The sequence below is a fragment of the Komagataeibacter oboediens genome (assembly GCF_018491655.1).
In the GTDB taxonomy this organism is placed as follows: domain Bacteria; phylum Pseudomonadota; class Alphaproteobacteria; order Acetobacterales; family Acetobacteraceae; genus Komagataeibacter; species Komagataeibacter oboediens.
The window spans coordinates 40,084-65,864 of record NZ_JABLUU010000006.1 but is presented as its reverse complement, the minus strand read 5'-3'; the positions used below and the strand labels follow the sequence as shown (position 1 = coordinate 65,864).

Sequence of the window (25,781 nt, the reverse complement as noted above, 5' to 3'; positions counted from 1 at the left end):
TCAACGGATGGTATGTCATGTCCGATACACACGGAGACCACCCGCATGATCAGCCATCCCCTCGCGTTTATGCGATTGCCCTATGAGGTCCTGATCGCAATGGACAGCCGGATGCTGCACTTCTGGCTGCAGCCGGTCCATTACCTGATCCGCATTGCGCATATCGTCAGCATGGCCATGTTTTTCGGGATGGACATGCTGTTTGATCTTGGCATCCTCACCCCCCGCATGGCGCCTCGCCTGGCCCCTACCGCGCAGTTGATGGTCCGTCCGCTGCACATCACCTTTGCCATCGCCATGGTCACGGGTGTGGTGCTGTTTTTTTATGATCCGGTGCATATTGGCAGCCGGGCGTACCTGACCCCCAAACTGCTGCTGATCACGCTGGCCATGTTCAATGCAATGTGGTGCCACCGTTCGGTTTATTTATCTGTACTTAGGGGGCATCCGGTCATCTCGCTGCGCGGCCGGGTGGGGGCAAGTATTTCACTCTGTCTGTGGACGGGCGTGATGATCATGTCCTGCCTGAATAGTGAAGGTGTACCTAAAGTTTTCTTGCGCTGACACCTGGATTGCAATTTTTGCATGTCGCCTGCTGTTGACGGGTTTGCGTCAAAGTGTGATTGAGAGTCATTCTTGTTGATAGTGATTCTCAGTTGCGGTGGAAAGCATGACCCTGGAACAGACACGGCGTATTCTGAAGGGATCGAGCTTTTTCGTTCCTGCCCTTCCCTTTGGCAGCATGCGACAGCGCCTGCGCACCGGATCATGGATCATATGTTTCGGGCTGGCCCTTCCTGCGACCGGCTTTGCACAGGTCCAGACCCAGATCGAGGAAGACCGCGCCCGCCTTGGCAATTCCACCCCGCTGGTCGAACAGATCGACCCTGCCACCGTGCGCGATTCAGAACGCGCGCAGGCCGATGCGGAAGAAAAGGCCGCAGACGATGGTGACAAACTGGATACCAGCGGCAACCTGCTGGGCAATATGTGGGGCGCACGCCCGTGGCTGTACAAACACGGCATCAGCTTCGACATTCAGGAAGTCGATGAAGTCTGGGGCAACGGCACTGGCGGATCGGCTTCAGGCAGCGATGGAGCGGCCGGTTCGGGCACCGGCCCTGCCTATGACGGCGTGACCATGCCCACGCTGACCATCGATACCGAAAAACTGTTCGGGCTGAAGGGCGGCCTGTTCAATGTCAGCGCACTGCAGACGCGCGGACGTTCCATTTCGCAGGATCACCTGGCCAATTTCAACCCGGTCAGCGGGTTCGAGGCTGACCGCTCCACCCGCCTGTTCGAACTGTGGTACCAGCAGTCGTTCCTCAAGGGGAAACTCGACGTCAAGATCGGCCAGCAGGACCTTGATACCGAATTCCTGATCAGCGATTACGCATCGCTGTACCTGAACGCCAATTTCGGCTGGCCCATGGCCCCGTCAGTCAACCTGTATGGCGGCGGCCCGTCATGGCCACTCTCCTCGCCCGCCGTGCGGATCCGTTACCGACCCAGCGAGAAGTTCACCTTCATGTTCGCCGCTGCTGACGACAACCCGCCGGGCAACCGCTATAACTCGCTACCCATCCAGCAGGCCACGGGCGCAGTACTGGGCAGCAACAGCGATCCCACCAGCCAGACCTATAACGGCGCCAATGGCACAAACTTCAACATGGGTAATGGCGCGCTGCTGATTACCGAACTGCAGTACGCACTCAATCCGCAGCCCGCCGATATGTCCAACGTGACAAAAAATCCCGGCCTGCCGGGCGTCTATAAATTGGGCGGATATTACGACACCGCCAGATTTCCCGATTACCGCTACAACAACATGGGGCAGGCCCTTGGCGGCCCCAATGACACCACCGGCATCCCGCGCTGGGACCGGGGCAACTGGATGGTGTACGGCATCATTGACCAGATGATCTGGCGGCCTTCCATCCAGTCCGCGCGTTCGCTGGGTATTTTCGTGCGCGCCACGGGCAATGGCGGCGACCGTAACCTGATCAGCTTCGCCATTGACGCGGGCCTGAACCTGAAGGCCCCGTTCCGGGGACGTGACAACGACACGATCGGGCTGGGCTGGGGCATTGGCCGCGCCAGTTCGGGCCAGCGCCAGTTCGACCGTAACGTGGCCCAAACCGGCACCTACAGCCCGGTGCAGGGCAACGAGAACCACCTTGAACTGACCTATCAGGCGCAGGTTACGCCGTGGCTGGTGATGCAGCCGGACTTCCAGTACGTCTGGCATCCCTCGGGCGGGGTGGCAGACTGGACCGGTTACCGCCGCGTGGGCAACGAGGCCATTTTCGGCCTGCACAGCAGCATTACATTCTGAAAAACCGGCTGATGCCAGCCACAACCCGGCACCTGAACACCCACACGCCAGCCAGTCGCGTGCCTGCCGCCCCGGCATGGGCTACGTCGCCCCCACGGACACAACCGGGGATTTCATAAATATTACTTATTAAAATATCATAACAAACGATTGGACCGGCCCGCCCCTTCCACCCCATGGTCCGCCACGACATGACCCACGGGTTACGCACATCCTGACCATGATGTAGGGGCTGAAGAATAATGGGGGCACGGACCGCAACTTTACCCCTGACCGAACGCATTACCACCGTGCTGCTTCATCCTGTAAGGCGCGTGTCCTGGATTTATGCGCCGACCCTGCCGGACCTGGCATTCGCGGTCCGCACGTCGTTTGCGGCCATCATCTCGCTATTGATCGCGATGTGGATGGAACTGGACAGCCCGCAATGGGCGCCTCTGACGGTGTGGGTGGTGGCGCAATCCTCTCGCGGGGAAAGCCTGTCCAAGGCGCGGTGGCGGATTTTCGGCACGCTGGTAGGCGGTGTTGCGGCCATTACGCTCATGGCGGCGTTTCCGCAGGCGCCGGCGCTGTTTTTCACCTGCCTGTCCCTGTGGATCGGGCTGTGCTGCGCACTGGCAACGCTGCTGGATCAGTACCGGGCCTACGGGCTGGTGCTGACGGGGTTTACATCCGCCATCATTGCCACGGGGGCCATCACGCAGCCCGATGATGTCTTTGCCATAAGCGTCGCCCGCACCAGCTACATCATACTGGGCGTATTGTGCGAAGCGGTTCTGGCGGTCGTGTTCATGCCGCGCATGGTGGAACATGCGCGCCAGCAACTGCTCGACCGGCTGGCAGAGACATTCCGCGCCACATGCGCCAACATTATCCAGCAGATCTGCGCACCCGCTGGCCCGGAACAGCAGGCCATTACCGGTTCCCTGCTACAACAGATCGTCACCTTCAGCGGACAGATCGAATTCAGCGCGCTGGAACTGGGGCCACGCAACCATGTGGGCGACCACGCCCGCCGCGCGCTGGCAGGCATGCTGGTGATGCTGGCGCAGGCACGCGCACTGCAGATCCTGCATCCCCGCATGACCGCGCCGCCACGCATGGATGATACGCCGCCCGAGCGCGCACTTGCGACATGGCTACAGCAGAATACGCCCGATCCCGCCACCGATACGGTGGACAGCCCGGAATGGCAGCCGGTGACCACGGCGCTTGTATCCGAAGCTGCGCGGGTCCGCAGCGAAATGACCGCGTGCGCCACCGCCCCGCGTGGGGACCGCTTCCGTTTCAGCCTGACATCGCGTCGCCATATGCATGAAGCCGTAAACAATGGCATCCGCGCGGCAGCAGCCATCATGGGGGCGTGCATGGTGTGGGAAATCACCGCATGGCACCATGGGCCTGCGTTCATTTCCTTTGTCGCCCTGATCTATGGCCTGATGGCGACACGGGAGAACCCGCTGGTCGCCACCACCCCCTTCCTGAAGGGGGGATTGTGGTGCGCGGCGGTGGCGTCGGTTCTGGCGCTGTGGATCATTCCCGCCATTACCGCGCCGGAAATCCTGCTGGCCGCCCTGCTGGTGCCCATGACAATTGGCGGGCTTGCAGCCCGCAGGCCCCACCTGGCTGGATATGCCTTTTCCTTCAATATGTTCCTGCCTGTGCTGATTGGCCCGATCAACCAGGGACGGTTTGATGAAGTCTCCTTTTTCAACAATACCATGGCGTTTCTGGCCAGTATCATTTTCGTGCTGCTGACCTACCGTCTGGTCGTGCCCTTCCGCATGGATGTCCATATCCGCCGGACGGAAGCCTGGGTCAGCCAGCGCCTGCGGCACCTTGGTCGGATCGGGACCCGTACTGACGCCACAACCTGGCTGGCCGCCTGCGCCGCCAGCCTTGTGCGCATCCTGTTTCAGGCCAGTGCCCTGCCGCCCCCTGTGCTGGGCGCGTGCATGGCGCGGCAGATCATGTCCATGACTGTCGGCATCTATGTCATCCGCCTGCGTGAACTGGTCCGCGGGGGCCACCTGTCCCCACGTGCCGGGCGGATCGTCGGCCTGTTTCTGGCCCGCTGGGACCGTGGACAGGCAGCCGCCATGACACCATATGTACTTGCATGGACCCGGCATGAGCAGGCCCGCGTTACGACACCGCAGGCAAGGCAACAGATGGCGGAAGTTCTGGCCTGCCTGCGGATCATTACCACGGGCCTGCACGAAAATCCGGACATCATGACCCAGAAGGTGACAAAGTATGTCGTATCGGATATGTCGTGAATATCAGACCTATTTATCAGCAAAAAGGATGATGTTAATGCGTAAGATCGCTCTTCTGGGCGCAGTTGCCGTCATGGCATGCGCCACTGCCGCCCATGCCGAACCCGGTGGCTGCCTGAAATACGGCGCCGTGGGGGCCGTGGGGGGCCATGTTGCCAACCACCATACCGTACTGGGCGCCGCCGCCGGTTGCGTAACGGGCATGTACAAGCGCCACGAATACCGCAAGGAAGCCAAGGCGAAGGCCGCCCTGTATGATCAGGAACACCCCGGCGCCAAGGGCAATTATGAAGCAAAGGCCACGGCGTACGACGTTGAACATTCGACCACGCCCGGCAAGATGACGCCCGATGCGGCATCCGGCACGGCCCCGGCTGCAGCCCCCGCCGCACAGTAATCACAACCCCGCAGGCAGGCGGTCATGCCGGTTGCCTGTGGTTGCCCATCGGGATGGAAACGGGCATTCTGGCCCTATGGTCACGGTTACGTGATGTTTCCTTTCCGATAACCAGGTTCAGGGCAGACATGCGTGCACTTTCTTTCCTGCTTCGTGCGACGGCGGCAGTCGTCCTGACCGGGGCCCTTGCATGGTGGCTGGCCGGATCCTTTTTCCATATTCCGGTCATAGGCGTCGGCCTTGCGGTGGAAGCCGTGATATTCTGGGTCTGCGGTCTTTTATATACCGAGGATTACCCCCATCACATGGCAACCTTTGCCGGAATGACCGTCATATTCGGGTTGCTGAGCATTGCGGTCATGCTGCCTTTTGCCCGGCAGTTTGTCATGCTGCACGGCACATGATGCGACGGAATGGAACATATCGTAAACAATATTTTTTCTTCGTTTATGTGTTTTTGGGAAAACTATTATCCATAAGTGAAGTTAATGAACTGTGGATCTCGTGACACCACAACGTCTCCCAATCCCTAAACTCGGCGTCCCGCTTCGGCGGGGCGTCCTTTTTTTGTACGGTCATGGCATCCCGGCAGGGGGTATGTCTGCGGACAGCGGTGCGATAGGATCAACCCTGCAGGTTTCCCCGGGAACAGGATACATCAGGACATCGCCCATGAAAAAAAGACTTCTTGCCGCAATGCTCTGCCTTTCCATCCCTGCGGGATCAGCAATCGCCGCTGATGGCACGGCCCTGTTCCAGTCAAACTGCAGCATGTGCCATCAGCCCAATGGACAGGGCGTGCCGGGGCAGTTCCCGGCACTGGTCGGACGCGTGGGAAAGATCGCCAGCACACCCGAAGGTCGGCAGTATGTTGTTGCCGTCGCACTGAACGGCATCATGGGGGCCATCACGATACAGGGCAACAGTTATGCCGGGTTCATGCCCCCCTTCAAGATGCTGGCGGATGATCAGGTCGCCGCCATCCTGAATCATGTCGCGGGCCTGCCGGACGGTCCGGATGCAACCATCTTTACCGTGCAGGACGTCGCCGCCGCACGGGGGAAATCCATCGCGCCCTCCGCCATGGTGGAAAAACGACAGGCGCTTGACGCACTGCATCCGCTGCCCTGATGACATGATGAAAGGCGGATCGTGACCTGACCCGCCTTTCATGGAATCCCGTGTGATGCTTCTCAGGCAACTGGCTGGGATCGAATATTTCTATTATTCGTTTACTTTGAATTCGGCCTGTACCAAAGCGGAACAGAGGAAGTACAGCCGGTAGATCAGGCGACAGCGTCAGGGCAGGAAACCGGTTATGCTCCGTCCTGCCCCGTCAACACCCATCTGGCCCTCCGGCACTGAAGCATGCATCCGGTCATTATCCTTTCTGCATGATCTCTGAACAGACACAAGAAAACGTAAGTAAAAATTAAGTATTACAGGGGCACCAATACCTCATTCATATCATAGATAGGGCAGTTGCCATTTTGATGTCACAACACATATGTGCGCGCTTGTTTCATAACTGCCTCCAAAAAACATATTTCATTATTTGTTATGAAATAAATATTACTTAAATTATTGGAAAATTCGCATTCTGTGTCCGGCAATATGCAATATGGACAGAGGAATATCCCTCATTTCATATCTTTATCCCCTTTGCGGGAACCCCACCGGCAATCACGCATTGGCGTGATGTCGTGTGCGGCAAGGGTAAGGCATATTTTAATATCCCGACCCGCATGACGGTGACATGGTTTGTCATATTCATCCGGTGTGGAATGGAAAACCAGCATGATACACAACAACACAGACGCCAATCCCGCCCCGCTGGGGCTCATGGGGTTTGGCATGAGTACCGTCCTGCTTAACCTGCACAATGCCCAGATCGTGCCGATGGGTTCCGCCATCATGGCGACAGGGCTGGTTTTTGGCGGGCTGACGCAGTTCATCGCGGGGGTAATGGAATATGGCAACCGCAATACTTTTGGCATGACGGCCTTCATGGCCTACGGGGCGTTCTGGATATCGCTGGCCATGCTGCTGTTCCTGCCGCAATGGGGACTGATGCCCGCGTCGTCCCCCGCCCTGCTGGGTGGTTACCTGTGGCTGTGGGCATTGTTTACGGCCATCATGGCAGTGGGATCACTGGTGGCATCGCGCATGCATCAGGTCGTGTTCTTCAGCCTGACGCTGCTGTTTGTCCTGCTTGGCAGTGCTGCGGTATTAAATCGGCCCATGCTGGATGTCATCGCTGGATATGAAGGACTTCTATGCGGTTTCAGCGCCATCTATCTGGCCGCCAGCGAGATCCTTGCAGCCCAGTTCGGTCACGCGGTCCTGCCGGTAGGCTGGCCCCGCACCACAGGTGACGCCCCACACAAGGATGATCTGGTCCTGCATATTTCCTGATCAGGACGGACCGGATGTTTCCCGTGCCAATGGCGCGCGCCTATTGCCCGCGCGCCATCCCGGTCCGTTCCCGGTCCAGCAGCCACTGCTTGCGGCTGACACCCCAGCGATAGCCAGACAGGCTGCCATCGCGCCGTATGACGCGGTGACAGGGAATGACAACCGCCAGCGGGTTCGCGCCGCATGCACCCGCCACGGCACGCACGGCTTCTGGCCTGCCAATATGCGCCGCCAGTTCCGTGTATGTTGCCGTTCCGCCACACGGGATGGCGCGCAGGGCCTGCCAGACCTGACACTGGAATGGGGTACCCCGCATATCCAGCGGCAGGCCAAACGTTGCCCATGGCGTTTCAATGCATGTCCGCACGGCAGCCAGCACACGATCCGCCTCCGCCTTTCCTGCGGGAACGGCATCCGGAAAACGCTTCAGGGCTGCATCATGAAGCGCGACCGGATCATCACCCAGCATGATGGCCGCGACACCACCATCCCCGGTCACCACCTGTACCGCCCCAAGCACGGATTGTCCCGTGACAAGGCGGGCACCGGAAACAGCAGACGATACGGATGTCATGGTCGGGACATTCCCTGTGGCTACACGTTTCTATCCCATGCGCCTGCGGTAATACAACAGGGTTCAACGTTCCGGACGGCGGATCGTCATTTAAGCGTATAGACGCTGTCTAAGTGACGTGCCCCCTTTTTGTATCCACTTAATAAGGAGAGTTCCCGTTTTTTATGGCTTGGGCCTGATGGAATGACAAGGGTCTCGGAGGCATGGATCAGAGACCTCCAGCCCAGTTTCCTGTTCCTTCGGTATCCCTATGATCTGCTCTTCCGTAAAGCCACTGCGTTTCATCCGTCCGTATCCTTCCCGATCGGACCCTACCTTAAAATGGGCACATTTTCGGGGAGCATGTCAGAATCCTTACCCAAATTTTCTGCCAAGGTAATGTTAGATACCAAGTGCTGTTTTGAGATCAACGGCATTGGTCAGCAATGCTACATATGTTCTGGCAAGGTTTGCTTCACTTTCACTTTCAGAAAGAGCGGCAGTCAATAGTTCCTCCCGCGACATGTCACCATGTTGATAGCGTTTCTGAAGTGCTGCAGTGCGCGCTTTTTCAGCATTAAGGAGAGAGAGCTGCCTTTGATATTGTGACCTTAAAAATTGTTCGTGTGACAAGAGGTTTTCGATCTCAACCCATGCATTCAAAACGACGCTTTGATAAAATATGCCCGCGCTCCTCTGTTCAGAATGGCGCAGCGCAAGCTGACTGGACAGACGGCCACCATTAAAGATCGGGAGGGTAAGTGTCGGGCCAAAGGACGTGTTGCGTGCATTCCACCCCAGTTCGGCCACTGTCAGCGCATCGAGACTGATCTGCCCTGTCAGGGTAACCTGCGGATAGAAATCGGCCTGTGCCATGCCAATCGTCGCTGTGGCCGCGTGAAGCCGCGCCTCCGCCGCCCGGATATCCGGACGTTTCCGGGCCATATCGGAAGGAATGTCAACAGCAACCTTTGGCATTGTCATATCCAGAAGGTCTGCGGGTTTTGCCAGTTCGGGTATGTCCGCATCCGGTCGCCCTGCCGCAAGCACGGCCAGTGCCCGATGTAACGAAGCCTGTTGCAGGGCAAGTTCATCTTTTTCACCAAGTGCGGCCTGAGTGACGCTTTGCTGTTTCTCCAGATCAACACCCGCAAGGAGGCCGCGTGCATGGACAGCCCTGGCTATGGTCAGAAGCTGCGTTGCCCGTTCCAGCGTTTTTTCGGCGCATTTCAGGCGGTCCGAAACCCATAGCCACTGAAAATAGGTTCGTGCAATTTCTGCCTGTGTCGAAAGATGCATGGCATCCACATCGGCTTGTACGGCAGACAACTCCGCCTTTGCCGCCTCCCTTAGCCGACGCTGGCGTCCCCATATATCCAGTTCCCATGAGGCCACCGCGCCAATACTGTAATTTGTATAGGAAACACCCTCAGGCTCCTGCCTTACCGCATCTGGAGAAAGACCCAGCAGGGGCTGCAGGACCTCCCCTACCCCTGATGTGGCAAGGCGTTCATGCGTATAGGAAGCCTGCCCGTTCAGTGACGGGAGACTTTCAGCCGATGCGGCGCGACGCTGTATGCGGGCGGCTTTGACCCGTTCACGCGCCAGCGCCATATCCAGATTTCCGGTTTCGGCGCGGAGCATAAGCTGATCGAGCACAGGATCATTAAACATATGCCACCATGGCAGGGATGACGGCCGGGCATGTTCCACAGCCCCCGCATTCTGCCACTGCTCCGGCAGCACCGGCTTCGGCCGTACGAAATCCGGCCCCATACTGCAACCGGCGACCGCAAGCAGCATGGGAAACAGGAGCATGCGCACCCTGCATTGGAAAAAACGCGTCTCAGACATGGGCGGATGCTTCTGCGGTGGTAGCCGTACGGTCGAACAGGACAGCGTAAAATGCGGGCACGGCAATCAGGGTCAGTGCTGTTCCACCAACAAGCCCGCCAATCATGACAATGGCCATTGGCCCCCAGAACACATTGAAGCTCAGGGGAATAAAAGCCAGAATTGCCGCCACCGCCGTCAGGCAGACAGGGCGCGCGCGGGTCAGGGTCGCATCAATGATGGCCGCATGCAGCGATGTGCCATTCTGATGACTGGACTGGATCTGATCGACCAGCAGGATCGTATTGCGCATGATCATGCCCGCCAGGGCAATAAGCCCCAGCAGGGCCACAAAGCCAAACGGCGCCCCTGTCACCAGTAGGCCGGACACCATCCCGATCAGGCCAAGCGGTGCCGAAAACAGCACGAGCAGGGAGCGGCTGAAGCTTTGCAACTGAATCATCAGCGCCAGAAGCATCAGCCCCCCGGTCAGCGGGAGGAAAGCGAAGATCGCACTATCCGCTGTCGAGGAAAGCTCCACATCTCCCCCCGTTTCAATTCTGTATCCCGCAGGAAGGCCCATGCGCAGGGCTTCCATTGCTGGCGTTGCGCGCTGCACCACAGTCGCGGGCTGGATATCCGTTGCAACACCCGATTGAACGGTCATGCAGAGTTCGCCATTTCTCTGCCACAGGATCGGGAAGTCGGTTGTCACCCGTATGGTGCCAAGCTGACCAAGCGGCACGACCCCGTTTCCTGTTACAATGGGAAGGTTCGTCCACAGGTCGGGATCAGAGCGCACGGTGCGGGCGGCCCGCACCATGACCGGGATATGATGGTGCCCATCGGGCATATCACCTGCGACCTCTCCGGAAATGGCTGCCTGGAGCTGTGCGGCGACACTGGCGCGATCTGTCTGGAAATACGCAAGTTTATCCGGATCCGCTTCAAGGGTCAGGCTGGGTGTCCGGTTCCCCCAATCCGCCTGCACCGAGACCGCGCCTTCGGTGCCGCGCAGGATGTCATCCACCCTACGTGCAATCGCCCGCAGGGTGTCCGGGTCTGGCCCTATGATGCGGTACTGCACGGGGAAGTCAGCAGTAGGCCCCAGGGACAGACGTTGCACATGCAGGTGCACGCCTACAGGAAGGGACATGGCCTCAACCTGCTGGATCAGCTTTTCCCGCGCATCAAGGTCCTGTGCAACAAGCAGGAGTGTCGCGTGGGCGGCACTGGGTGTGGCCGGGGCATACGGAAGGTAAAAGCGCGGCGCGCCATCGCCAATATGAGCCTCCATATGACGCAGCGATGGGCTTCCCCCCAGGTGCTTTTCCAGAATGCCGACGGCCGCATCGGTTTCCCCAATGGCTGTTCCCGGTGGCATGGCAACATCCACAATCACTTCCGGGCGATCGGACTGCGGAAAAAACTGCTGGTCAACAAACATAAAACCGCCGCACGCCACGATCAGCAGCATGACCGTGCCACCCGCTACGGCTTTTTTATATCGCAGGCTGGTGCCAAGCATGTGGCGCAGCATACCCGTCAGCCGGGACTCACGTGATGCCTGTGAGGGCTGTCTGGCCTCAGGCAGCAGATGAACCCCCAGAAACGGGATAAAAACGACCGCCACAACCCAACTGAACAGCAGTGCCGCGGCACTGACCCAGAAAATTTCACCGGCGTATTCACCCGTTGTCGACTGCGCCAGGCCAACCGGCAGGAAGCTCACAACCGTCAGCACCGTGCCCGTCAGCATCGGGAATGCGGTGTGGCTCCACGCGAAAGAGGCTGCCTCTTCGCGGCTGCGCCCCTGTTCAAGCTGCACGACCATCGCTTCGATACTGATGATGGCATCATCCACCAGCAGCCCGAGGGACAGGATAAGGGCCCCAAGCGAAATACGGTCAAGCCCGATATGCTCCGTGCCCATGTACAGGCTGACCCCGGCAAGCGTCAGCGGCACGGAGCAGGCCACAATAATCCCGGCTTTCAGGCCCAGGCTGACAAAAGCAACCAGAAGCACAACACTCAGCGCCACGACGAACTTGATCAGGAATGTATTCACGGCCTCCCGGATGACCCGGCTCTGGTCTTCCACCTGCGTCAGCTTCATGCCCGCGGGCAGCACGGCTGTAGCCGCCGCCTTCTCAAGCGCCCTGCCCAGCGCAAGTCCGTCCGCGCCCTCAGCCATTGCGACAGCAATGACGACGGCCGGCCTGCCCCCGTAACGGATCAGCGAAGGTGCCGGATCTGCATACTCACGGCTCACCTGGGCAATATCCCTGACACGGATGGTGCCGGAATGGCCTGCCAGTGGCGTCTCTTCAACGGACTGCACACCGTCGAGGGCTCCGGACACATTCAGGGGAACAACGGTTGTAAAATCTACCGAACCACCAGATGCCAGAGTTGATCGCCCCTGAAGCGACCTTGCAACCTGATCGGGACTGATTCCCCTTGCGGCAGCCTGTTGCGGATCAAGATCGACGGTAACCTGCTGCGGGATCTCGCCGCTGATCTGGACCTTCCCCACACCGTGAACAGCCTGAAAAATCTTCTTCAGATATTCGGATGTCTTGATGAGGTCTGCATTTTCTCCCCCGGTCAGGGCAAACACATACCCATAGACATCGGCATAATCATCATTGGCGGCAAGTGCCACGCCAGACGGCAGGCCAGGAGCAAGGTCGGATAACCTGTTGCGGACCTTCTGCCAGATAACCGGAACACGTTCCTTTCGTTCATCATCGCGCAGGAAAATCTGCGTCACGCAGGCTGCCGGAATGCAATATGTACTGAGAACATCTATGGCTTCGATATCACGCAGGCCCTGCTCAAGCGGTTCGGCCACCTGCCTTTGCATCTGCTGGGCGCCTGCGCCCGGCCATTGTGCGGAAACAACCATGTTCTTGAGCGTGAAAGCGGGGTCTTCAGCCCGGCCAAGGTGAAGAAAACCATATCCACCAGCAAGGAAAAGACAGGCCATCATGAAGCTGACAAGTGCCGGATGGCCGACAGCCCAGCGTGAGACGTTGAAACGATCCATCATCAGCGTTCACCTGCCTGCCCGGCAACAAGAACAGCCTGTCCCTGCTGGAACGAACCGTCAGTATTGGTGACAATCCATTCACCGTCCGTCAGGCCTTCAACTAACGCATCTGCTCCTCTCAGCCCGACAATACGGACGCGCCGCAGGACAAGATGCGGCGCCTGCCCATCCGTCAGCCCCCACAGATGGGCATGCATCTGGTCTGCTGAATCTACGGCAGTAAGCGGCACACGCACGGCATGGGACACGTCATGCGCGGCAAGAACAACCATGACGAGGCTGTTGACGGCTACGGGAAGCGGATGGTCCAGTTCCAATTTGACATCCCGCATCTGACTTGTGCCGTCAACCGCGCCAATTTCCCTGATGGCAGCCTGAACGGGCTGGCCATCCTGACCAGGCAGGTCAACTTCCGCCCTGTCACCAGCACTCCAGGATGAGGATGATGGAACCTTGAAGTGGACTTCAGACGCCCCTGCGGACAATCGTATGATTTCGCTCCCGGCGCCAACCAGACTACCCGGAACACCCGTGACGCTCATGATCCAGCCATCTTCAGGCGCCCGGATCCTGCTTTCAGCCACCTGAATCTGGGCCTGCGTCAGGGCTGCAAGGGCTGATCTGTATTTTGCCTGAGCCAGGTGCCATGAATAGGCACGTTCTTCGACCGTCCCAGAGGACAGCCCCCCTATGGTGTCCAGTCCCCGGCTTCTTTTATATGTTGCGGCAGCCTGATTCATTTCGGCGCGGGCGGCATCAACCTCGCCCTGTGCCTGGGCTTCCATCTCCAGCAGCAGCCTGTCTTCAAATGTGGCCAGAACATCGCCCTGATGAACATATTGACCGCTGGTAACCGATACCGATGTCAGACGCCCGGCCTGTGTCGGTGCGAGGGGAATAGTTCTTTCGGCCCCGTATGATCCCATGAAGACAGCCTTCCGTGGTGAGGCGTCATGCACCCTGATGGCCTGTACGGCAGGTAGGGGCGCGTGCTTTACCGGGGAAGATGTCGGCTTACACCCTAAAAGGCATAATGCTGCAAACAGGGGCAGCGCCCTTGTCAGGATGTCTGTGCGCGTTCGACAGGGCATATTGATTTCCGAAAAATACAGACTTTTTTCTTTACGGCAGTGCCGCGATAACCGAAATTCCCAACAGGACAAGAATAATCATGGTGGCCTGTTGCCCATCAAACCGGTTCCGAAAGTAAAACCAGACAGAAAAAAAGATGAAGGACGAGATATAGCCTGCTGTCATGACGGTCATTGGCGGAATTCTGGCAAAACCCAGCGCCTGTTTTTGCGCGGCAGTTGCCACGGCACCAGAGACAACCGCCCCTGACAAAGAGAAAACGCCCTGCATTTCAGCCGGCTTTATCAGGGGCCTGCGTTAACTGCACCATCAGGTCATGCAGACTGTCGCGCATAGTCTGGTCTACAATGCCAGCCTCCAGGATGTCCCACAGCGAAAGGCCATCAGCAGCCATACAGGCGAGCAGAAGGGCTGGTGTCATGTTCTCGAACAGGCCGATGGAGCGGATAACGCTCCAGTAATGCTGGATCCATTCCTGACTGAGTTGCGGATCAATCAACATGGCAGCAAGCAGATGGCGAATAATGACCGGCGTCTCTTTCGCTCCATCATGGTTAAACCCGATATACGCCCGCGCAGACCTGCCGAACGCAACAGGATCATCCTGCATGGAGGCAAGCATCTCATGCCTGAACAGGTCCATTTCACGCATGAAAAGCCCGTCAAGCAGGGCTTTCTTGTTCGGAAAATGGTGCAGCAGGCCGCCTTTGCTGACGTTTGCCTCCCTGGCCACCAGTTCCAGGGTAAACGCCTGAATCCCGTTCGTGACCAGTATCCGGCCTGCTGCGTTGAGCAGGTCGTTCTTTACGACTTCGGGTTTGTTGGTGCGTTTTGGTTTTCTGGTCATGTCCATTAAATACCGTCCGGACGGTATGTTTTCAAGAAAAAAAATAGGGGGCGGGCATAGACAGGACGCCAGAGATCTCCGCAGCACGGCGCATGGGTGGAAACATCACTTTACACATGGGCACCGGGCCATCACCCGGCAGTCCAGCATCTTTCCCGAACTGCCAGGTCGTCACGGGCCGCGGGGTATTGTATTGTGTGACCATGAGTGACCGATCCGACGACGATATCCTGACCGTATGGTACGATGGCGGCTGTCCGCTCTGCCTGCGCGAGATTGCGCTAATGCGTCGACTGGACCGTGCGAATCACATTCACTTTGTCGACGTTGCCGACCCCGCACAGCCCTGCCCGCTTGACCGGCAATTGCTGCTCGATCGTTTCCATGCCCGCAAAGGCACCGTAATCTACGATGGCGCAGCCGCTTTTGCCGCCATGTGGCGCGCCATTCCGGTGTTGCGGCCACTTGGCGAACTGGCCCGGCTGCCACCGATACTATGGGGGCTTGAGGTGGCCTATCGCCGGTTCCTGCGGGTGCGGCCGATCCTGCAACGCTGGGTAAGATAAAGATTGCCGCTGTGTTCTGAGTAGGCAGCGGCATTGGCCATGCTGTTGTCAGCCGCCTTGCGCAGTCCGGACAGCATGCGCGCATCCATGCCTGGTCACGTCGGCCCCTGCAGCGGCTTCGGCCTGACGGATAAGGACAGCATTGCCGATGCTGTAACCAAGATCGATGCCCCTCCGGAACTGGCTCTGGTCACCGCCGGGATATGGCATAATGCCACGCGGAACATTTTCCCCGGAAAGACAATGCGCAGCCTCTATGCCGCATCCATGACCCGCGCCTTTGCCATCAACCCCACCGGACCAGCGCTGATTGCCAAGCACATGCTGCCGCGCCTGCCGCGTGAGCGGCGTGCGGTATTCGCGGTTCTTTCCGCAGGGGGCGGCTCTAATTGGCGACAACCGGCTGGGGGCTGGCATGCCTACCGTGCCAGCAAGGCGGCACTTGACATGATGGTGGTCAATTTCACCATCGAGATGCGGCGCCCCCACCCTGAAGTGATTGTGGTAGCCCTGCCCCCGGCACCGTCGGCACCGCGCTTTCAGCACCCTTTCAGGGCGGTGTGCCAGCAGGAAAGCTGTTTTCGCCCGCCACGGCAGCGGACCATTTCCTGCCGGTGATCGGGGCCCCTCCCTGCCCCCTGCCGATAGCGGCACCCTGATTGCGTGGAATGGAGAAAGGCTGCCATGGTAAAGATGCGCAGGAAAGCCGATCTGCCCAGCAAGCCCTGCGGGCGGCCCTTCGCGTGGCGCAAGAAATGGGCGCGCGACTGGAAGGCCGTGCGTTACTGCTCCGATCGCTGCCGCTCAGCCAAGGCTGGCGAGAAAATGCCCGGCATCACGCGTTAGTCGCGCCTGTTTTTCGGGCGTGAACCGCTCCCATGTGCGCACCATCTGCGCCATGCGCGGATTGCCACGCAGCAGGCCAGCATGCCGCGCGATAAAATGCCAGTAAAGCAGGTTGAACGGACAGGCTTTCGGCCCCTCCTTTGCCTTGACGTCGTAGGAACACGCGGCACAGTAATCACTCATGCGGTGAATATAGGCACCGCTGGCCACGTAGGGCTTGCTGGCCAGCAGGCCGCCATCGGCAAACTGGCTCATGCCGATGGTGTTGGGCAGTTCGACCCACTCGAACGCATCGGCATAGACGGCCAGATACCATTCGTGCAGCGCATGCGGGTTGATACCGGCAAGCAGCGCAAAATTGCCGGTGACCATCAACCGCTGGATATGATGTGCATAGGCTTCCTCGCGCGTCTGGGTCACACAGGCACGCACGCAGTGCATGGGCGTGTCGGCGCTCCAGTAAAAAGCTGGCAGGGGCCGATGGGCATCCAGCTCATTACTGTGCGCATAGTCCGGCCCGCGCCACCAGTAAACGCCGCGCACGAACTCACGCCAGCCGATGACCTGGCGGATGAACCCTTCCGCGCTGTTGAGCGGCACCCGCCCGGCACGCCATTCGATCTCGACCGCACAGCACATCGCCAGCGGGTCGAGCAGCCCAAGGTTGAGATAGGCCGACACCACGGAATGACACAGAAAACGATGCCCGCTGAGCATCGCATCCTGATAGCAGCCGAAATCGTGCAGACCATGCCGCAGGAAATGGACAAAAGCGGCCTCGGCCCCGGCGCGGGTAACTGCAAACCAGAAAGGTGTCAGATCTCCGAAATGATCGGGGAAACACGCCGCCACCATCTCCAGCACTTCACGTGTGATGGCATCAGGCTCAAAACGCAGCGGCTGTGGCAGACCCAGCGGACCGGGTGCAGGATTGCGATTGTCGTGGTCGAAATTCCATCTCCCCCCGGCAGGCTGGTTGCCTTCCATCAGCAGGCCTGTCTTGCGGCGCATCAGCCGGTAGAAATGCTCCATGCGCATACCCGTGCGCTTTTCAGCCCAGGTGGCAAAGCCGTGGCGGTCGGCCACAAAACGGTCATCAGGCAGCAAGGTGGTGGATGGCCATTGGGCCATGTCGCGCATCAGCCGCCACTCGCCGGGCTCGGTTGCCAGCACATGCACAGCACCATGCCGGGCGCAGGCCCGTCTGACCTCGCCGCACAGGCTGCCGGAATTGGCCGGATCGCGCAGGGTAACGTAATCGACATGCCAGCCGGCTTCACGCAATTCCGCCGCGAAATGCCGCATCGCCGCAAGGACCAGCGCGATTTTCTTCCTGTGATGGCGGATATAGGTCGTTTCAGTGGCGACTTCCGCCATCAGCACCACATCGTTTGACCGGTCGGCCGCCCGAAGGGAGGAGAGTGTCGGCGTCAGTTGATCGCCCAGAACAAGGACTATGCGTTTCATATCGAAAGACTAGCGTGCGACGCTTCTGCCGCGAAGCCTGACTTCAGGGCAGGAAAAAAAGGGGGACGTTCATCAATCTGGCTTCGCAAGTGCCCGGTCAATATCTGGTCGTGGGGCGCAATTCCGCGTGAGAGGGCCGCCCCAGCCCCCCCGCGTTAGCAACCGGCAGTTACTCTATCCCGACAGCCAGCCCGCAGGCGCGGAGAACGATGATGGGCAGCAAGCCAGATGAACAGGACATTGCGCGTCGTGCGGTGATTTTCTGGGCGGCCACGGCAGCAGCGTTCCCTGCTACGGCAGTTCGCGCCGCCAATGCAGCGCCGGGCTAGGAAAACGTACCGCCAGTAGACGAGGGCCTTATCCGGAGCGCAGACGTCACCTTCCCCCATTAATGCCGCTGCCGAACGCCCGGCACCGCCATTGCCCAACCCGGCCCCTCCAGCCCGTCGTGTCGGTTTTGCCATCATGGGGCTTGGTCGTCTGGCGCTCGGTCAGATCCTGCCCGCCTTCGCGGAATGCAGGCATGCCAGGCCCGTCGCGCTGATCAGCGGTGACAGCGCCAAATACCGGGCGATTGCAGCGCGATACGGGATCACGGCCGATGCCTGCTACGATTACGCCTCGATCGGCCGCATCCGCGACAACGCCGCGATCGAGGCCGTCTATGTGGTGACGCCAAATGCGCTGCACCGCGATGGCGTTATCGCCGCGGCCAAGGCAGAGGCAAGCATGTGCTGTGTGAAAAATCCGTGGCGACTTCTGTTGCAGAGGTGCAGAACATGGTCACAGCCTGCCATGATGCAGGTCGCCTGCTGATGATCGCCTATCGCTGCCAGTATGAGAGCTGTAATGCCGAGGTGGCATGTCAGGCACGTGCAGGCAGGTTTGGCGATATCCGTCTGATCGATGCCGTGAACGTGCAACATCAGGGCGCCCCCCACCAATGGCGGCAATCAAGGGCGCTGGCCAGCGGCGGGGCATTGCCTGGTATCGGTCTTTACTGCCTCAACACGGCGCGCGCTGCTGGGTGAGGAACCAGTCGAGTTATTTGCAACGCAGTGGAGTCAGGTCGATGATCCCTGTTTCAGGGAGGTCGAGGCAAGTGTTGCGTTCACGCTAAAATTCCCTTCCGGTGCCATCGCAACCTGTTCGACGAGTTATGCCGCGCATGAACGCCGGGACTTTCGCGGCTATGGCACCGAGGCCGCAGCCGGGATTGAAAACGCATTTGCCTATGAAGGGCAGCGCCTGTCGATTGCACGACGCGACGGGCCTGCCGAGCTGGTTTCGGTCGTATCCCTGCCGCAGCGCAGGCAGTTTGCAATTGAAATCGATCACTTCGCCCAGTGCGTGCGCTCGAGGCAACGCCCGTGCATGCCGGGCGAGGAAGGGCTGCAGGACCAGATCCGGATGGCGGCACTCTATGAAAGCGCGCGCCTGCGCCTGCATAAGCCGATCATCCTGCCGACCCGAAACGACAGGGACGCCTTTCGGGGGCCCATGCCCAAGGCAGGTACCTGGCATCATCGCTGCTGCTCATGTCTGCCGCGCGCAGAGCCAACCGATACGCGCATGCAGGGATGGGCCGAGCGTTGCCCGTCCAACATGTTTTCTGTTGAGCCGACAGGTGGTTTTGCGGAATTTCCCTTATTCATCTTTGCTGCGAAGCAACGTATGGTTTCGTGCATACCCTGCCGCACCTTCTGCATGCGGACGTAGCGCGGCCTGACCGCAGGCCTGTCATGCGCGACAAGGCTGACAACAGGAGAATAAACATGAGCGATGAACAGTTGAGCCGAATGCCGGTGGCTGACCGGGCAGAGGACAACGCCTTCTTCCCGTCAGAATATTCCCTGACGCAATATACGTCCTCAAAAACCGATTTTGACGGCACCACCTACCCTGAGCCCTACACGGGGGAAAGTGGAAGATCCTGATGATCGGCACGCAGGAGCGTTACCTGATGATGAAAGGCGGCGAGTTCTTTTCGACCGGCAATCACCCGGTTGAAATGCTTCTGCCCCTGTATCATCTGGACGCTGCGGGATTTGAGATCGATATCGCGACCATCTCCGGCGATCCGGTGAAGTTCGAGTGGTGGGCCTTCCCGCATGAGGACGAGGCCGTCAAATCGATCTACAAGAAATACGAAAAGCAGCTCAAAACACCGAAGAAGCTTGCCGACGTGACAGGCGAGGGCCTTACCGCTGAATCGCCGTATCTCGGCGTGTTCATTCCGGGCGGTCACGGCGTTCTCAATGGGGTGCCATTCAGCAGGCAGGTCGGTGATGTCCTGCGCTGGGCACAGAGCAACGGACGTTTCACGATCTCGCTCTGTCATGGCCCCGCCAGCCTGCTCGCGACAGCGGTCGATGGTGGCAGGTTCGCATATGAAGGCTATGAGATGTGCGTCTTTCCAGACAGTCTGGACGCCGGGGCCAATATCGAAATTGGCTACATCCCGGGTCCGATGGCGTGGCTGGTCAGTGAAAAACTCCGGGAATACAACGTAAAGATCGTCAACACGGGGATTACCGGCCAGGTGCACCGTGATCGTAACCTGCTGACGGGCGATAGCCCGCTGGCATCGAACAATCTTGGCAAACTGGCGGCTGAAGTCCTGCTTGAGGCTGCCAGCAGATAAAACCGGCTCCACGGTCGCGGGCGGTCACCTCGCTTGCGACCTTGGGATTCTCCAGCAGGCGCCCGGTATATCCGCATGGCGTAAGGTCCGGAGATTCTCCGATGTGGAAGACTGTTATGATGAGGGACAGGCCGGATACGTGATCCTGACGTCTGGCGATCCCGGCTGGAAGCAGCCTGAACGCTACGGCGTTAAGGCGTCATTGCCGTCCCATGCCACATGCGTCCGGATGGTCAAGGGTCAGAAGCAGGCGCGTAACAGGAACCGGGCGATCCGATATTGGCGGCGAACGGTGCAGTACCGCCCCTTTTGTCGACCAGCCGGGATATAATTGCCCTTTCAGAAGGGTAATCCAGCCCGCTGGCGTTTCATAGATGGTCTCGCTGTCAGCGTATTTCCACTGAACCCCGGGACCGGTGTAGGTGCACAGGAGGCGTAACGGAACATGGTCAACATGAAAGCGGCGGCAACTATCATGACGGACCTTTTCCAGTCGGAAGCGGATTTCCGCCGTACCTGACAGACGCTGATAGCGGCGGACAAGATTCAGGGCGTCTTCAGCAAGCGCCTTCGTGCCTGCTGGCAGGAGCGCCCCCAACTGGGTCTCAAGAATTTCAATGCTCCCCCGACGCAAAAACAGATCCGGGCCATGGGCATTCCACAATGCCGCGGCCTGCATGATCTCCTGCTCCGTGTGGCGCTCTTCCTGAACGATGAAACAGTCGGTTCTATCGATGTTCTGGAACGGCATGGGGATGGCAGGCGGCACACGGGTCGGACAGGACTGTCTCATGTCGGGGTCCTTTAGGGATTGTTATATTATAACGTAACATATAGGTTCGGCGGATCGCAACCGAATGAATGGTGTCCGTCATGCACGAAAGACTTCCGGTAACGGTGCTTTCCGGCTTTCTGGGAGCCGGGAAGACAACGCTTCTCAACTACGTGCTCAATAACCGCGAAGGCCGGAAAGTCGCGGTAATCGTCAACGACATGAGCGACGTGAACATTGACGCCGATCTGGTGCGCGACGGCAGCGACCTGTCCCGCACCAATGAAACGCTGGTCGAGATGAGCAATGGCTGTATCTGCTGCACGTTGCGCGATGACCTGCTGCATGAAGTCCGACGGCTTGCGGAAGAAGGGCGCTTCGATTACCTCCTGATTGAATCGACAGGGATTGCAGAACCGCTTCCGGTTGCAGCGACATTCGAGTTTCGTGACGAAGCGGGCGAGAGCCTGTCCGACATTGCGCGGCTCGATACGATGGTCACGGTGGTGGATGCCGTCAACCTTCTGAAGGATTACGCCTCGACGGACTTCCTGCGCGACCGGGGCGAGACGGCAGGCGACGGGGATGACAGGGCACTGGTTGACCTGCTGGTCGAACAGATCGAGTTTGCCGATGTGGTTGTGCTGAACAAGGTCTCGACCTCCACAGTGGCGCAGCGCGAGGCCGCACGGCAGGTCATTCAGGCCCTGAATGCCGACGCGGATATTATCGAAACCGATCAGGGCATCGTGCCCTGCGCACGCATTCTGGATACGCACCGCTTCGATTATGACCGGGCGCACAAACACCCGCTCTGGTACAAGGAACTGTTCGAATTCCATAACCATGTCCCCGAGACCGAGGAATATGGCATCCACACGTTCGTCTGGCGTGCCCGCCGCCCGCTGGTGCCAGAACGGTTCAAGGCCTTTATCGACTCTACCTGGCCGGGCGTGATCCGGGCCAAGGGCCATTTCTGGCTGGCGACCCGCCCGCAATGGGTGGGCGAACTGGGGCAGGCCGGTGCACTGGTCCGTACGCAGGCCATGGGGCGCTGGTGGGTGACCATTCCCCAAAACCAGTGGCCGGACAGCGATGAATGGCGCGACCTGATCCTGTCGAAATGGGATCCGGTTTATGGGGACCGACGGCAGGAAATCGTATTTATCGGCACGGCAGAGATGGACGATGCCGCCATTGCAGCAGTTCTGGAGGCCTGCCTTGTACCCGAGTTTGATGCAGGGCGATTCAATCCGCTGCTGTTCGCCCATCTGCCTGATCCATTCCCGGTCTGGGGGCAAGGAGAAATGGCAGATGCGTAAGGTGAAGGCAGATAACGAACGGACATTACGCCACGAGATGTGGCGGCGGTATGCAGGCAATGACTGGGCAGCCTTTGACGCCCTGCCCGCAGCGATCCGCCAGCGGGTGGCTGCGCATGCCTATGATGCCTGGTCGGTCAACGTCATGATGCTCTGGCAGCATTACAGACGGCTCTATGGACGCACGACGCGTGCCGAGCGGGCATTGATCCGGTATCTTGACTATTGCGAGCGGCTGGAACGGGAAGCGTTTGCGTCACGCTACAGCGAAACCTACGGCACGGTCCTGCCGCATGACGCAGCCTGCGTGTCAGTGCTGAGGTAAAATCAGTATTTTACTGGCATGACACGCACATCTTCATGGATCATCCTCATTGGCATCGCCAGGACGTGTCGTCAGTTAATTCTCATGATGGCGAAAACGAGTTGCAGTGCTGCGAGGAATGTTGACGTCAGCCTGTCGTAGCGTGTTGCAATGCCTCTGAACTGCTTCAGCCTGGCGAAGAAGCGTTCAATGATGTTTCTGTTTTTGTAGAGCCGGAAGCTGAGTTTCCGTGGATCGCGTCGGTTTTTCCTTGACGGGATAACCGGTGTGATCTGCCGTTCTTCGAGTTTTTCGATAAGCGGATCAGCATCATAAGCCCTGTCGGCGATAAAGGCTTTGGGATCGACCTCATCCAGCATGGGGGCTGCTTCCGTGATGTCCGCTCTCTGCCCGGGCGTCAGGGACAGGGCGACCGCCTTTCCTGCGGCACCGACAATGGCGTAAATTTTCGAGGTCAGTCCGCCATGGGGCCACCCGATGGCCTGATCCGCGCCCCTTTTTTACGGGCGCCCGCACTGTGCTGGTGCGCCCGAACAATCGTGCTGTCGATCATCATGCAGTCGTTGTCACGATCGGCGGCCAGATGCCGGAAAATCCGTTCGATCACGCCGCCTTCGCACCAGCGACGTAGTCGCCGGTGGACGTTTTTCCAGTCCCCGAACCGGGCAGGCAGGTCACGCCAGGGAATGCCGGCACGGTAACGATACAGCACGGCTTGCACAAACAGACGGTTATCGGCGGCCGTTCCGCCGACATGACCTTCACGACCCGGGAGACGATCTTTTATCCGTTCCCACTGGCTGTCACTCAGGCCATATCGTCGCGTTCATTCTCTCCCTGAAAACAGGGAGAAAACATCACAGATCAAACGGGAGTACAAGCCTCATGGCGCCAGATGCAGACTGACGGCACGCCCCAGGGCATCCGGTCCGTTGAAAGATCTTCCGGGTGCCGCTTTTTTAGAAAGGCCGCACCCGGAACCCTTTATTCAGGCCATTAACGCAGGATTCCGGTATGCCCGATGGAATACCGTCCCGGCTGCGGCCACACGGTCAGGCCATGCGGTTCCTGCCCGACGGGAATCTTGCGTGTCGCCCCCGTCGTGGTGTCGATGGCATAGACCACGTCATCAAACCGGCCGGACAGCCACAGCGTCCCGCCGTCATTGCTGACATTGCCCATGTCGGGGCTGCCGCCGCCGGGAATGGGCCAGTTGGCCACTACCTTGTCGGTTGCGAAGTCAATTACGCTGACCCCGCCCGCCTTGCCATGCGGCGGCCCGTGGATCTTGTGAGATCCGCGGTTGGCCACATACATTCTGGTACCGTCGCGGCTGGGATACAGCCCATGCGTGCCAACACCGGTGGGGATGAACCCCGTTTCACGGAACGTATCGCCATCAATCACGAACACTCCGTCCGCATGCATGTCCGCCACATAGAATTTATGGCCGTCCGGCGCGGTCAGGATATCCTGCGGCATGCCGCCGCCCGACAGTTTCAGGTAGCCCATGACCGTACGGTTGACGGTATCGACCTTGGCCAGGTAGCCGCCAAATTCACAGGTGAAGATGGCATAGCGCCCGTCAATCGAAAAATCGGCGTGGTTGACCCCCTTGCACTGCGGAACGGAGACCGAACCCTGCATTTCCATTGTATGCGGGTCACGGAAATCCAGCCGTTCACGTGCCTCGGCAACCGTAATTGCGGATTTGCCATCGGGGGTGAAATACATGTTGTACGGATCATCCACCGCCACATTGGGCAGCGGCTGCGTGGTGCGCGGGTCGATGGGCGTCAGGCTGCCATTGGTCGTGCCTTCGGCATTGTTCGTGACCCACAGGGTACGCAGGTCCCATGACGGCACGACATGCTGCGGACTTTTGCCAACCTTGAAGCGTGCGACGACCTTGTATGTCTGCGGGTCGATCACATACACATTATTCGACCGCAGGTTGGGCACATAGATACGCGGCGGATCCTGCGCGACTTCGGGATTCAGGTTCCCGGCCCGCGTTTCGGTATAGATGTTTTTCGGGTCCACCACGGGTGGCATTCCGGGAATGGTGTCCACGGCCTGCGCAAGCGCGCTGCCGCCCAGCAGCAGAAGCGTGCCCAGCCCCAGAACCGGCAGTTTTTTCTTTTGTATCATAGTGTGATCCTGTTCCTTGCGGCCCCTATAGCACGCCGTGCCGACGGTGCAATCAGTGCGAATTCTGTCCTGTTGGATCGTGTTGCATGGCCGCCACGGCCGCTGCCACCTGCGTGTCGGCGCCCACCTGCCCCAGTGCCGCGCTGGCCTGTCGGGGGTCACCGCCGTACACGCCCTGTGCCGGGGTGGGCATGCCTGCCGCCCGCAGGGCCTGCGTGCGCACAAGGTCGGGGTCCAGCGCCAGCATAAGCGACGTATCGGACAGGTCGGCATGCATGCCCACTTCCGCCGCATGCCCGTGCTGGCGCAGCCAGGTGGAATAGGCCCCCGGCACCACGTCATAATAATTCGCGACATACAGCACGTGCGCGCCCTGCGACAGCCAGCGCCGGTTGAGCGTATCCGCCACCGCGCGCAGGTCCTTCTGATAGCCGCCATGGTCGCCAATCAGCACCACGCGGCGGAAACCCTGTACCCGGAAGCTTTCGGCCGCATCCGAGAGCAGGGCCCGGAAGGTTGCGGGCGTAATGCTGATCGTACCGGGAAAGCGCATGTGCGACGTGCGCGGCGACGTGCCCCCTTCGGGTACATACGCCACCACCGGCGCGACCAGGGCATGGCCCGCGGTCCGGGCAATGCGGCGCGCAAGGATCATGGCCCGCACGTCATGCTTGCCCACCGCAATGTAGGGGCCGCTCTGTTCCGTGCCGCCGACGGGAATGATGATTGTGGTGTCGCCCGCATGGATGGCATCGCGGATTTCGGTCCATGTCAGGTCGGCAAAATCAACCGTATCCGGCGCGGACGCCCGCGCGGACGATCCCACAAGCACCAGCGCCAGCGCCAGCCCGGACAGGAAACCAGAAAACATACGCATGAACG

General features: G+C 59.4%; 28 protein-coding genes. 17 read left to right on the top strand and 11 right to left on the bottom strand.

Going from position 1 to position 25,781, the window contains the following annotated elements; translation table 11 throughout:
• Positions 1-45: 45 nt before the first annotated feature.
• From HNO79_RS07175 to HNO79_RS07145, 7 genes are all read left to right on the top strand, one after another.
• Positions 46-564, top strand: a complete 519-nt coding sequence (locus HNO79_RS07175; RefSeq protein ID WP_214165063.1) for a hypothetical protein — start codon at positions 46-48, stop codon at positions 562-564.
• Positions 565-670: 106 nt separating this feature from the next.
• On the top strand, positions 671-2,338 hold the full coding sequence (locus HNO79_RS07170) for a carbohydrate porin (RefSeq protein WP_244987457.1): 1,668 nt from the start codon (positions 671-673) through the stop codon (positions 2,336-2,338).
• A 242-nt stretch (positions 2,339-2,580) separates the two neighbouring features.
• Positions 2,581-4,617 (top strand): FUSC family protein, encoded by a 2,037-nt coding sequence (locus tag HNO79_RS07165; RefSeq protein ID WP_214165062.1) that lies wholly within the window; start codon positions 2,581-2,583, stop codon positions 4,615-4,617.
• Between the two features lie 37 nt (positions 4,618-4,654).
• Positions 4,655-5,014, top strand: coding sequence for a hypothetical protein (locus HNO79_RS07160; protein WP_010517725.1), 360 nt, complete (start codon positions 4,655-4,657; stop codon positions 5,012-5,014).
• 128 nt (positions 5,015-5,142) lie between these two features.
• Positions 5,143-5,418 carry a hypothetical protein gene (locus HNO79_RS07155; RefSeq protein WP_010517727.1) on the top strand — a complete coding sequence of 92 codons (276 nt, stop codon included), beginning with the start codon at positions 5,143-5,145 and terminating at the stop codon, positions 5,416-5,418.
• Between the two features lie 268 nt (positions 5,419-5,686).
• On the top strand, positions 5,687-6,145 hold the full coding sequence (locus tag HNO79_RS07150) for a c-type cytochrome (RefSeq protein ID WP_214165061.1): 459 nt from the start codon (positions 5,687-5,689) through the stop codon (positions 6,143-6,145).
• A 666-nt stretch (positions 6,146-6,811) separates the two neighbouring features.
• Complete coding sequence (locus HNO79_RS07145) at positions 6,812-7,429, top strand: acetate uptake transporter (RefSeq protein WP_214165060.1); 618 nt, start codon at positions 6,812-6,814, stop codon at positions 7,427-7,429.
• A gap of 40 nt (positions 7,430-7,469) precedes the next feature.
• Here the strand turns inward: HNO79_RS07145 and HNO79_RS07140 are convergent, their stop codons facing one another.
• From HNO79_RS07140 to HNO79_RS07115, 6 genes are all read right to left on the bottom strand, one after another.
• Entirely contained in the window at positions 7,470-8,003 is a 534-nt protein-coding gene (locus HNO79_RS07140; RefSeq protein ID WP_200409153.1) for a methylated-DNA--[protein]-cysteine S-methyltransferase, read from the bottom strand.
• Positions 8,004-8,384: 381 nt separating this feature from the next.
• On the bottom strand, positions 8,385-9,836 hold the full coding sequence (locus tag HNO79_RS07135; protein WP_214165059.1) for an efflux transporter outer membrane subunit: 1,452 nt from the start codon (positions 9,834-9,836) through the stop codon (positions 8,385-8,387).
• The gene (locus HNO79_RS07130; protein WP_214165058.1) at positions 9,829-12,867 is read right to left on the bottom strand and encodes an efflux RND transporter permease subunit; all 3,039 of its coding nucleotides are present in this window, start codon (positions 12,865-12,867) and stop codon (positions 9,829-9,831) included. The genes HNO79_RS07135 and HNO79_RS07130 overlap by 8 nt, the downstream gene beginning before the upstream one ends.
• A complete protein-coding gene (locus HNO79_RS07125) occupies positions 12,867-13,793 on the bottom strand; it encodes an efflux RND transporter periplasmic adaptor subunit (protein ID WP_214165057.1) in 927 nt (308 codons plus the stop codon). Before HNO79_RS07125 ends, HNO79_RS07130 begins: the two co-directional genes overlap by 1 nt.
• Positions 13,794-13,989: 196 nt before the next feature.
• The gene (locus HNO79_RS07120) at positions 13,990-14,229 is read right to left on the bottom strand and encodes a hypothetical protein (protein ID WP_200409805.1); all 240 of its coding nucleotides are present in this window, start codon (positions 14,227-14,229) and stop codon (positions 13,990-13,992) included.
• Between the two features lies 1 nt (position 14,230).
• The gene (locus HNO79_RS07115; protein WP_244987456.1) at positions 14,231-14,812 is read right to left on the bottom strand and encodes a TetR/AcrR family transcriptional regulator; all 582 of its coding nucleotides are present in this window, start codon (positions 14,810-14,812) and stop codon (positions 14,231-14,233) included.
• Between the two features lie 197 nt (positions 14,813-15,009).
• On the opposite strand from HNO79_RS07115, the gene HNO79_RS07110 reads away from it, so the two are divergent.
• The 3 genes from HNO79_RS07110 to HNO79_RS07100 all read left to right on the top strand — a co-directional run bounded on the left by HNO79_RS07110 (position 15,010) and on the right by HNO79_RS07100 (position 16,218).
• A complete protein-coding gene (locus HNO79_RS07110) occupies positions 15,010-15,372 on the top strand; it encodes a thiol-disulfide oxidoreductase DCC family protein (RefSeq protein ID WP_214165056.1) in 363 nt (120 codons plus the stop codon).
• An 87-nt stretch (positions 15,373-15,459) separates the two neighbouring features.
• Positions 15,460-15,990 (top strand): SDR family NAD(P)-dependent oxidoreductase, encoded by a 531-nt coding sequence (locus tag HNO79_RS07105; RefSeq protein WP_214165055.1) that lies wholly within the window; start codon positions 15,460-15,462, stop codon positions 15,988-15,990.
• A 66-nt stretch (positions 15,991-16,056) separates the two neighbouring features.
• On the top strand, positions 16,057-16,218 hold the full coding sequence (locus HNO79_RS07100) for a DUF2256 domain-containing protein (protein ID WP_408885697.1): 162 nt from the start codon (positions 16,057-16,059) through the stop codon (positions 16,216-16,218).
• Here HNO79_RS07100 and HNO79_RS07095 read toward each other — a convergent pair.
• Positions 16,177-17,685 (bottom strand): cryptochrome/photolyase family protein, encoded by a 1,509-nt coding sequence (locus HNO79_RS07095; RefSeq protein WP_214165054.1) that lies wholly within the window; start codon positions 17,683-17,685, stop codon positions 16,177-16,179. The two genes, HNO79_RS07100 and HNO79_RS07095, sit on opposite strands and share 42 nt — an antisense overlap.
• A gap of 420 nt (positions 17,686-18,105) precedes the next feature.
• On the opposite strand from HNO79_RS07095, the gene HNO79_RS07090 reads away from it, so the two are divergent.
• From HNO79_RS07090 to hchA, 5 genes are read left to right on the top strand one after another with little or no spacing between them, the layout of a single operon-like run.
• On the top strand, positions 18,106-18,501 hold the full coding sequence (locus HNO79_RS07090) for a Gfo/Idh/MocA family oxidoreductase (RefSeq protein ID WP_214165053.1): 396 nt from the start codon (positions 18,106-18,108) through the stop codon (positions 18,499-18,501).
• Positions 18,465-18,716, top strand: coding sequence for a Gfo/Idh/MocA family protein (locus HNO79_RS07085; RefSeq protein WP_408885696.1), 252 nt, complete (start codon positions 18,465-18,467; stop codon positions 18,714-18,716). Before HNO79_RS07090 ends, HNO79_RS07085 begins: the two co-directional genes overlap by 37 nt.
• Positions 18,610-19,404, top strand: a complete 795-nt coding sequence (locus HNO79_RS17495; RefSeq protein WP_408887041.1) for a Gfo/Idh/MocA family protein — start codon at positions 18,610-18,612, stop codon at positions 19,402-19,404. The genes HNO79_RS07085 and HNO79_RS17495 overlap by 107 nt, the downstream gene beginning before the upstream one ends.
• 56 nt (positions 19,405-19,460) lie before the next feature.
• Entirely contained in the window at positions 19,461-19,622 is a 162-nt protein-coding gene (locus HNO79_RS17220; RefSeq protein ID WP_244987454.1) for a hypothetical protein, read from the top strand.
• On the top strand, positions 19,622-20,329 hold the full coding sequence (gene hchA, locus HNO79_RS07075; protein WP_244987453.1) for a glyoxalase III HchA: 708 nt from the start codon (positions 19,622-19,624) through the stop codon (positions 20,327-20,329). The genes HNO79_RS17220 and hchA overlap by 1 nt, the downstream gene beginning before the upstream one ends.
• 199 nt (positions 20,330-20,528) lie before the next feature.
• Here hchA and HNO79_RS07070 read toward each other — a convergent pair whose 3' ends face one another.
• Positions 20,529-21,122 (bottom strand): DUF1826 domain-containing protein, encoded by a 594-nt coding sequence (locus HNO79_RS07070; RefSeq protein ID WP_214165050.1) that lies wholly within the window; start codon positions 21,120-21,122, stop codon positions 20,529-20,531.
• Positions 21,123-21,190: 68 nt separating this feature from the next.
• Between HNO79_RS07070 and HNO79_RS07065 the strand changes: the two genes are divergently transcribed.
• Complete coding sequence (locus tag HNO79_RS07065; RefSeq protein WP_214165049.1) at positions 21,191-22,423, top strand: GTP-binding protein; 1,233 nt, start codon at positions 21,191-21,193, stop codon at positions 22,421-22,423.
• The gene (locus HNO79_RS07060; RefSeq protein ID WP_010516434.1) at positions 22,416-22,748 is read left to right on the top strand and encodes a DUF6525 family protein; all 333 of its coding nucleotides are present in this window, start codon (positions 22,416-22,418) and stop codon (positions 22,746-22,748) included. The genes HNO79_RS07065 and HNO79_RS07060 overlap by 8 nt, the downstream gene beginning before the upstream one ends.
• A 71-nt stretch (positions 22,749-22,819) precedes the next feature.
• On the opposite strand, the gene HNO79_RS07055 is transcribed toward HNO79_RS07060, so the two are convergent.
• The 3 genes from HNO79_RS07055 to HNO79_RS07045 all read right to left on the bottom strand — a co-directional run bounded on the left by HNO79_RS07055 (position 22,820) and on the right by HNO79_RS07045 (position 25,776).
• A protein-coding gene (locus HNO79_RS07055) for an IS5 family transposase (RefSeq protein ID WP_214165118.1) occupies positions 22,820-23,559 on the bottom strand; the annotation gives its coding sequence in 2 pieces (ribosomal slippage) (positions 22,820-23,244 and positions 23,244-23,559; 741 coding nt in all).
• 185 nt (positions 23,560-23,744) lie between these two features.
• The gene (locus tag HNO79_RS07050; RefSeq protein WP_010516839.1) at positions 23,745-24,899 is read right to left on the bottom strand and encodes a YVTN family beta-propeller repeat protein; all 1,155 of its coding nucleotides are present in this window, start codon (positions 24,897-24,899) and stop codon (positions 23,745-23,747) included.
• 52 nt (positions 24,900-24,951) lie between these two features.
• Positions 24,952-25,776 (bottom strand): creatininase family protein, encoded by an 825-nt coding sequence (locus HNO79_RS07045; RefSeq protein ID WP_214165048.1) that lies wholly within the window; start codon positions 25,774-25,776, stop codon positions 24,952-24,954.
• Between the last annotated feature and the right edge of the window lie 5 nt (positions 25,777-25,781).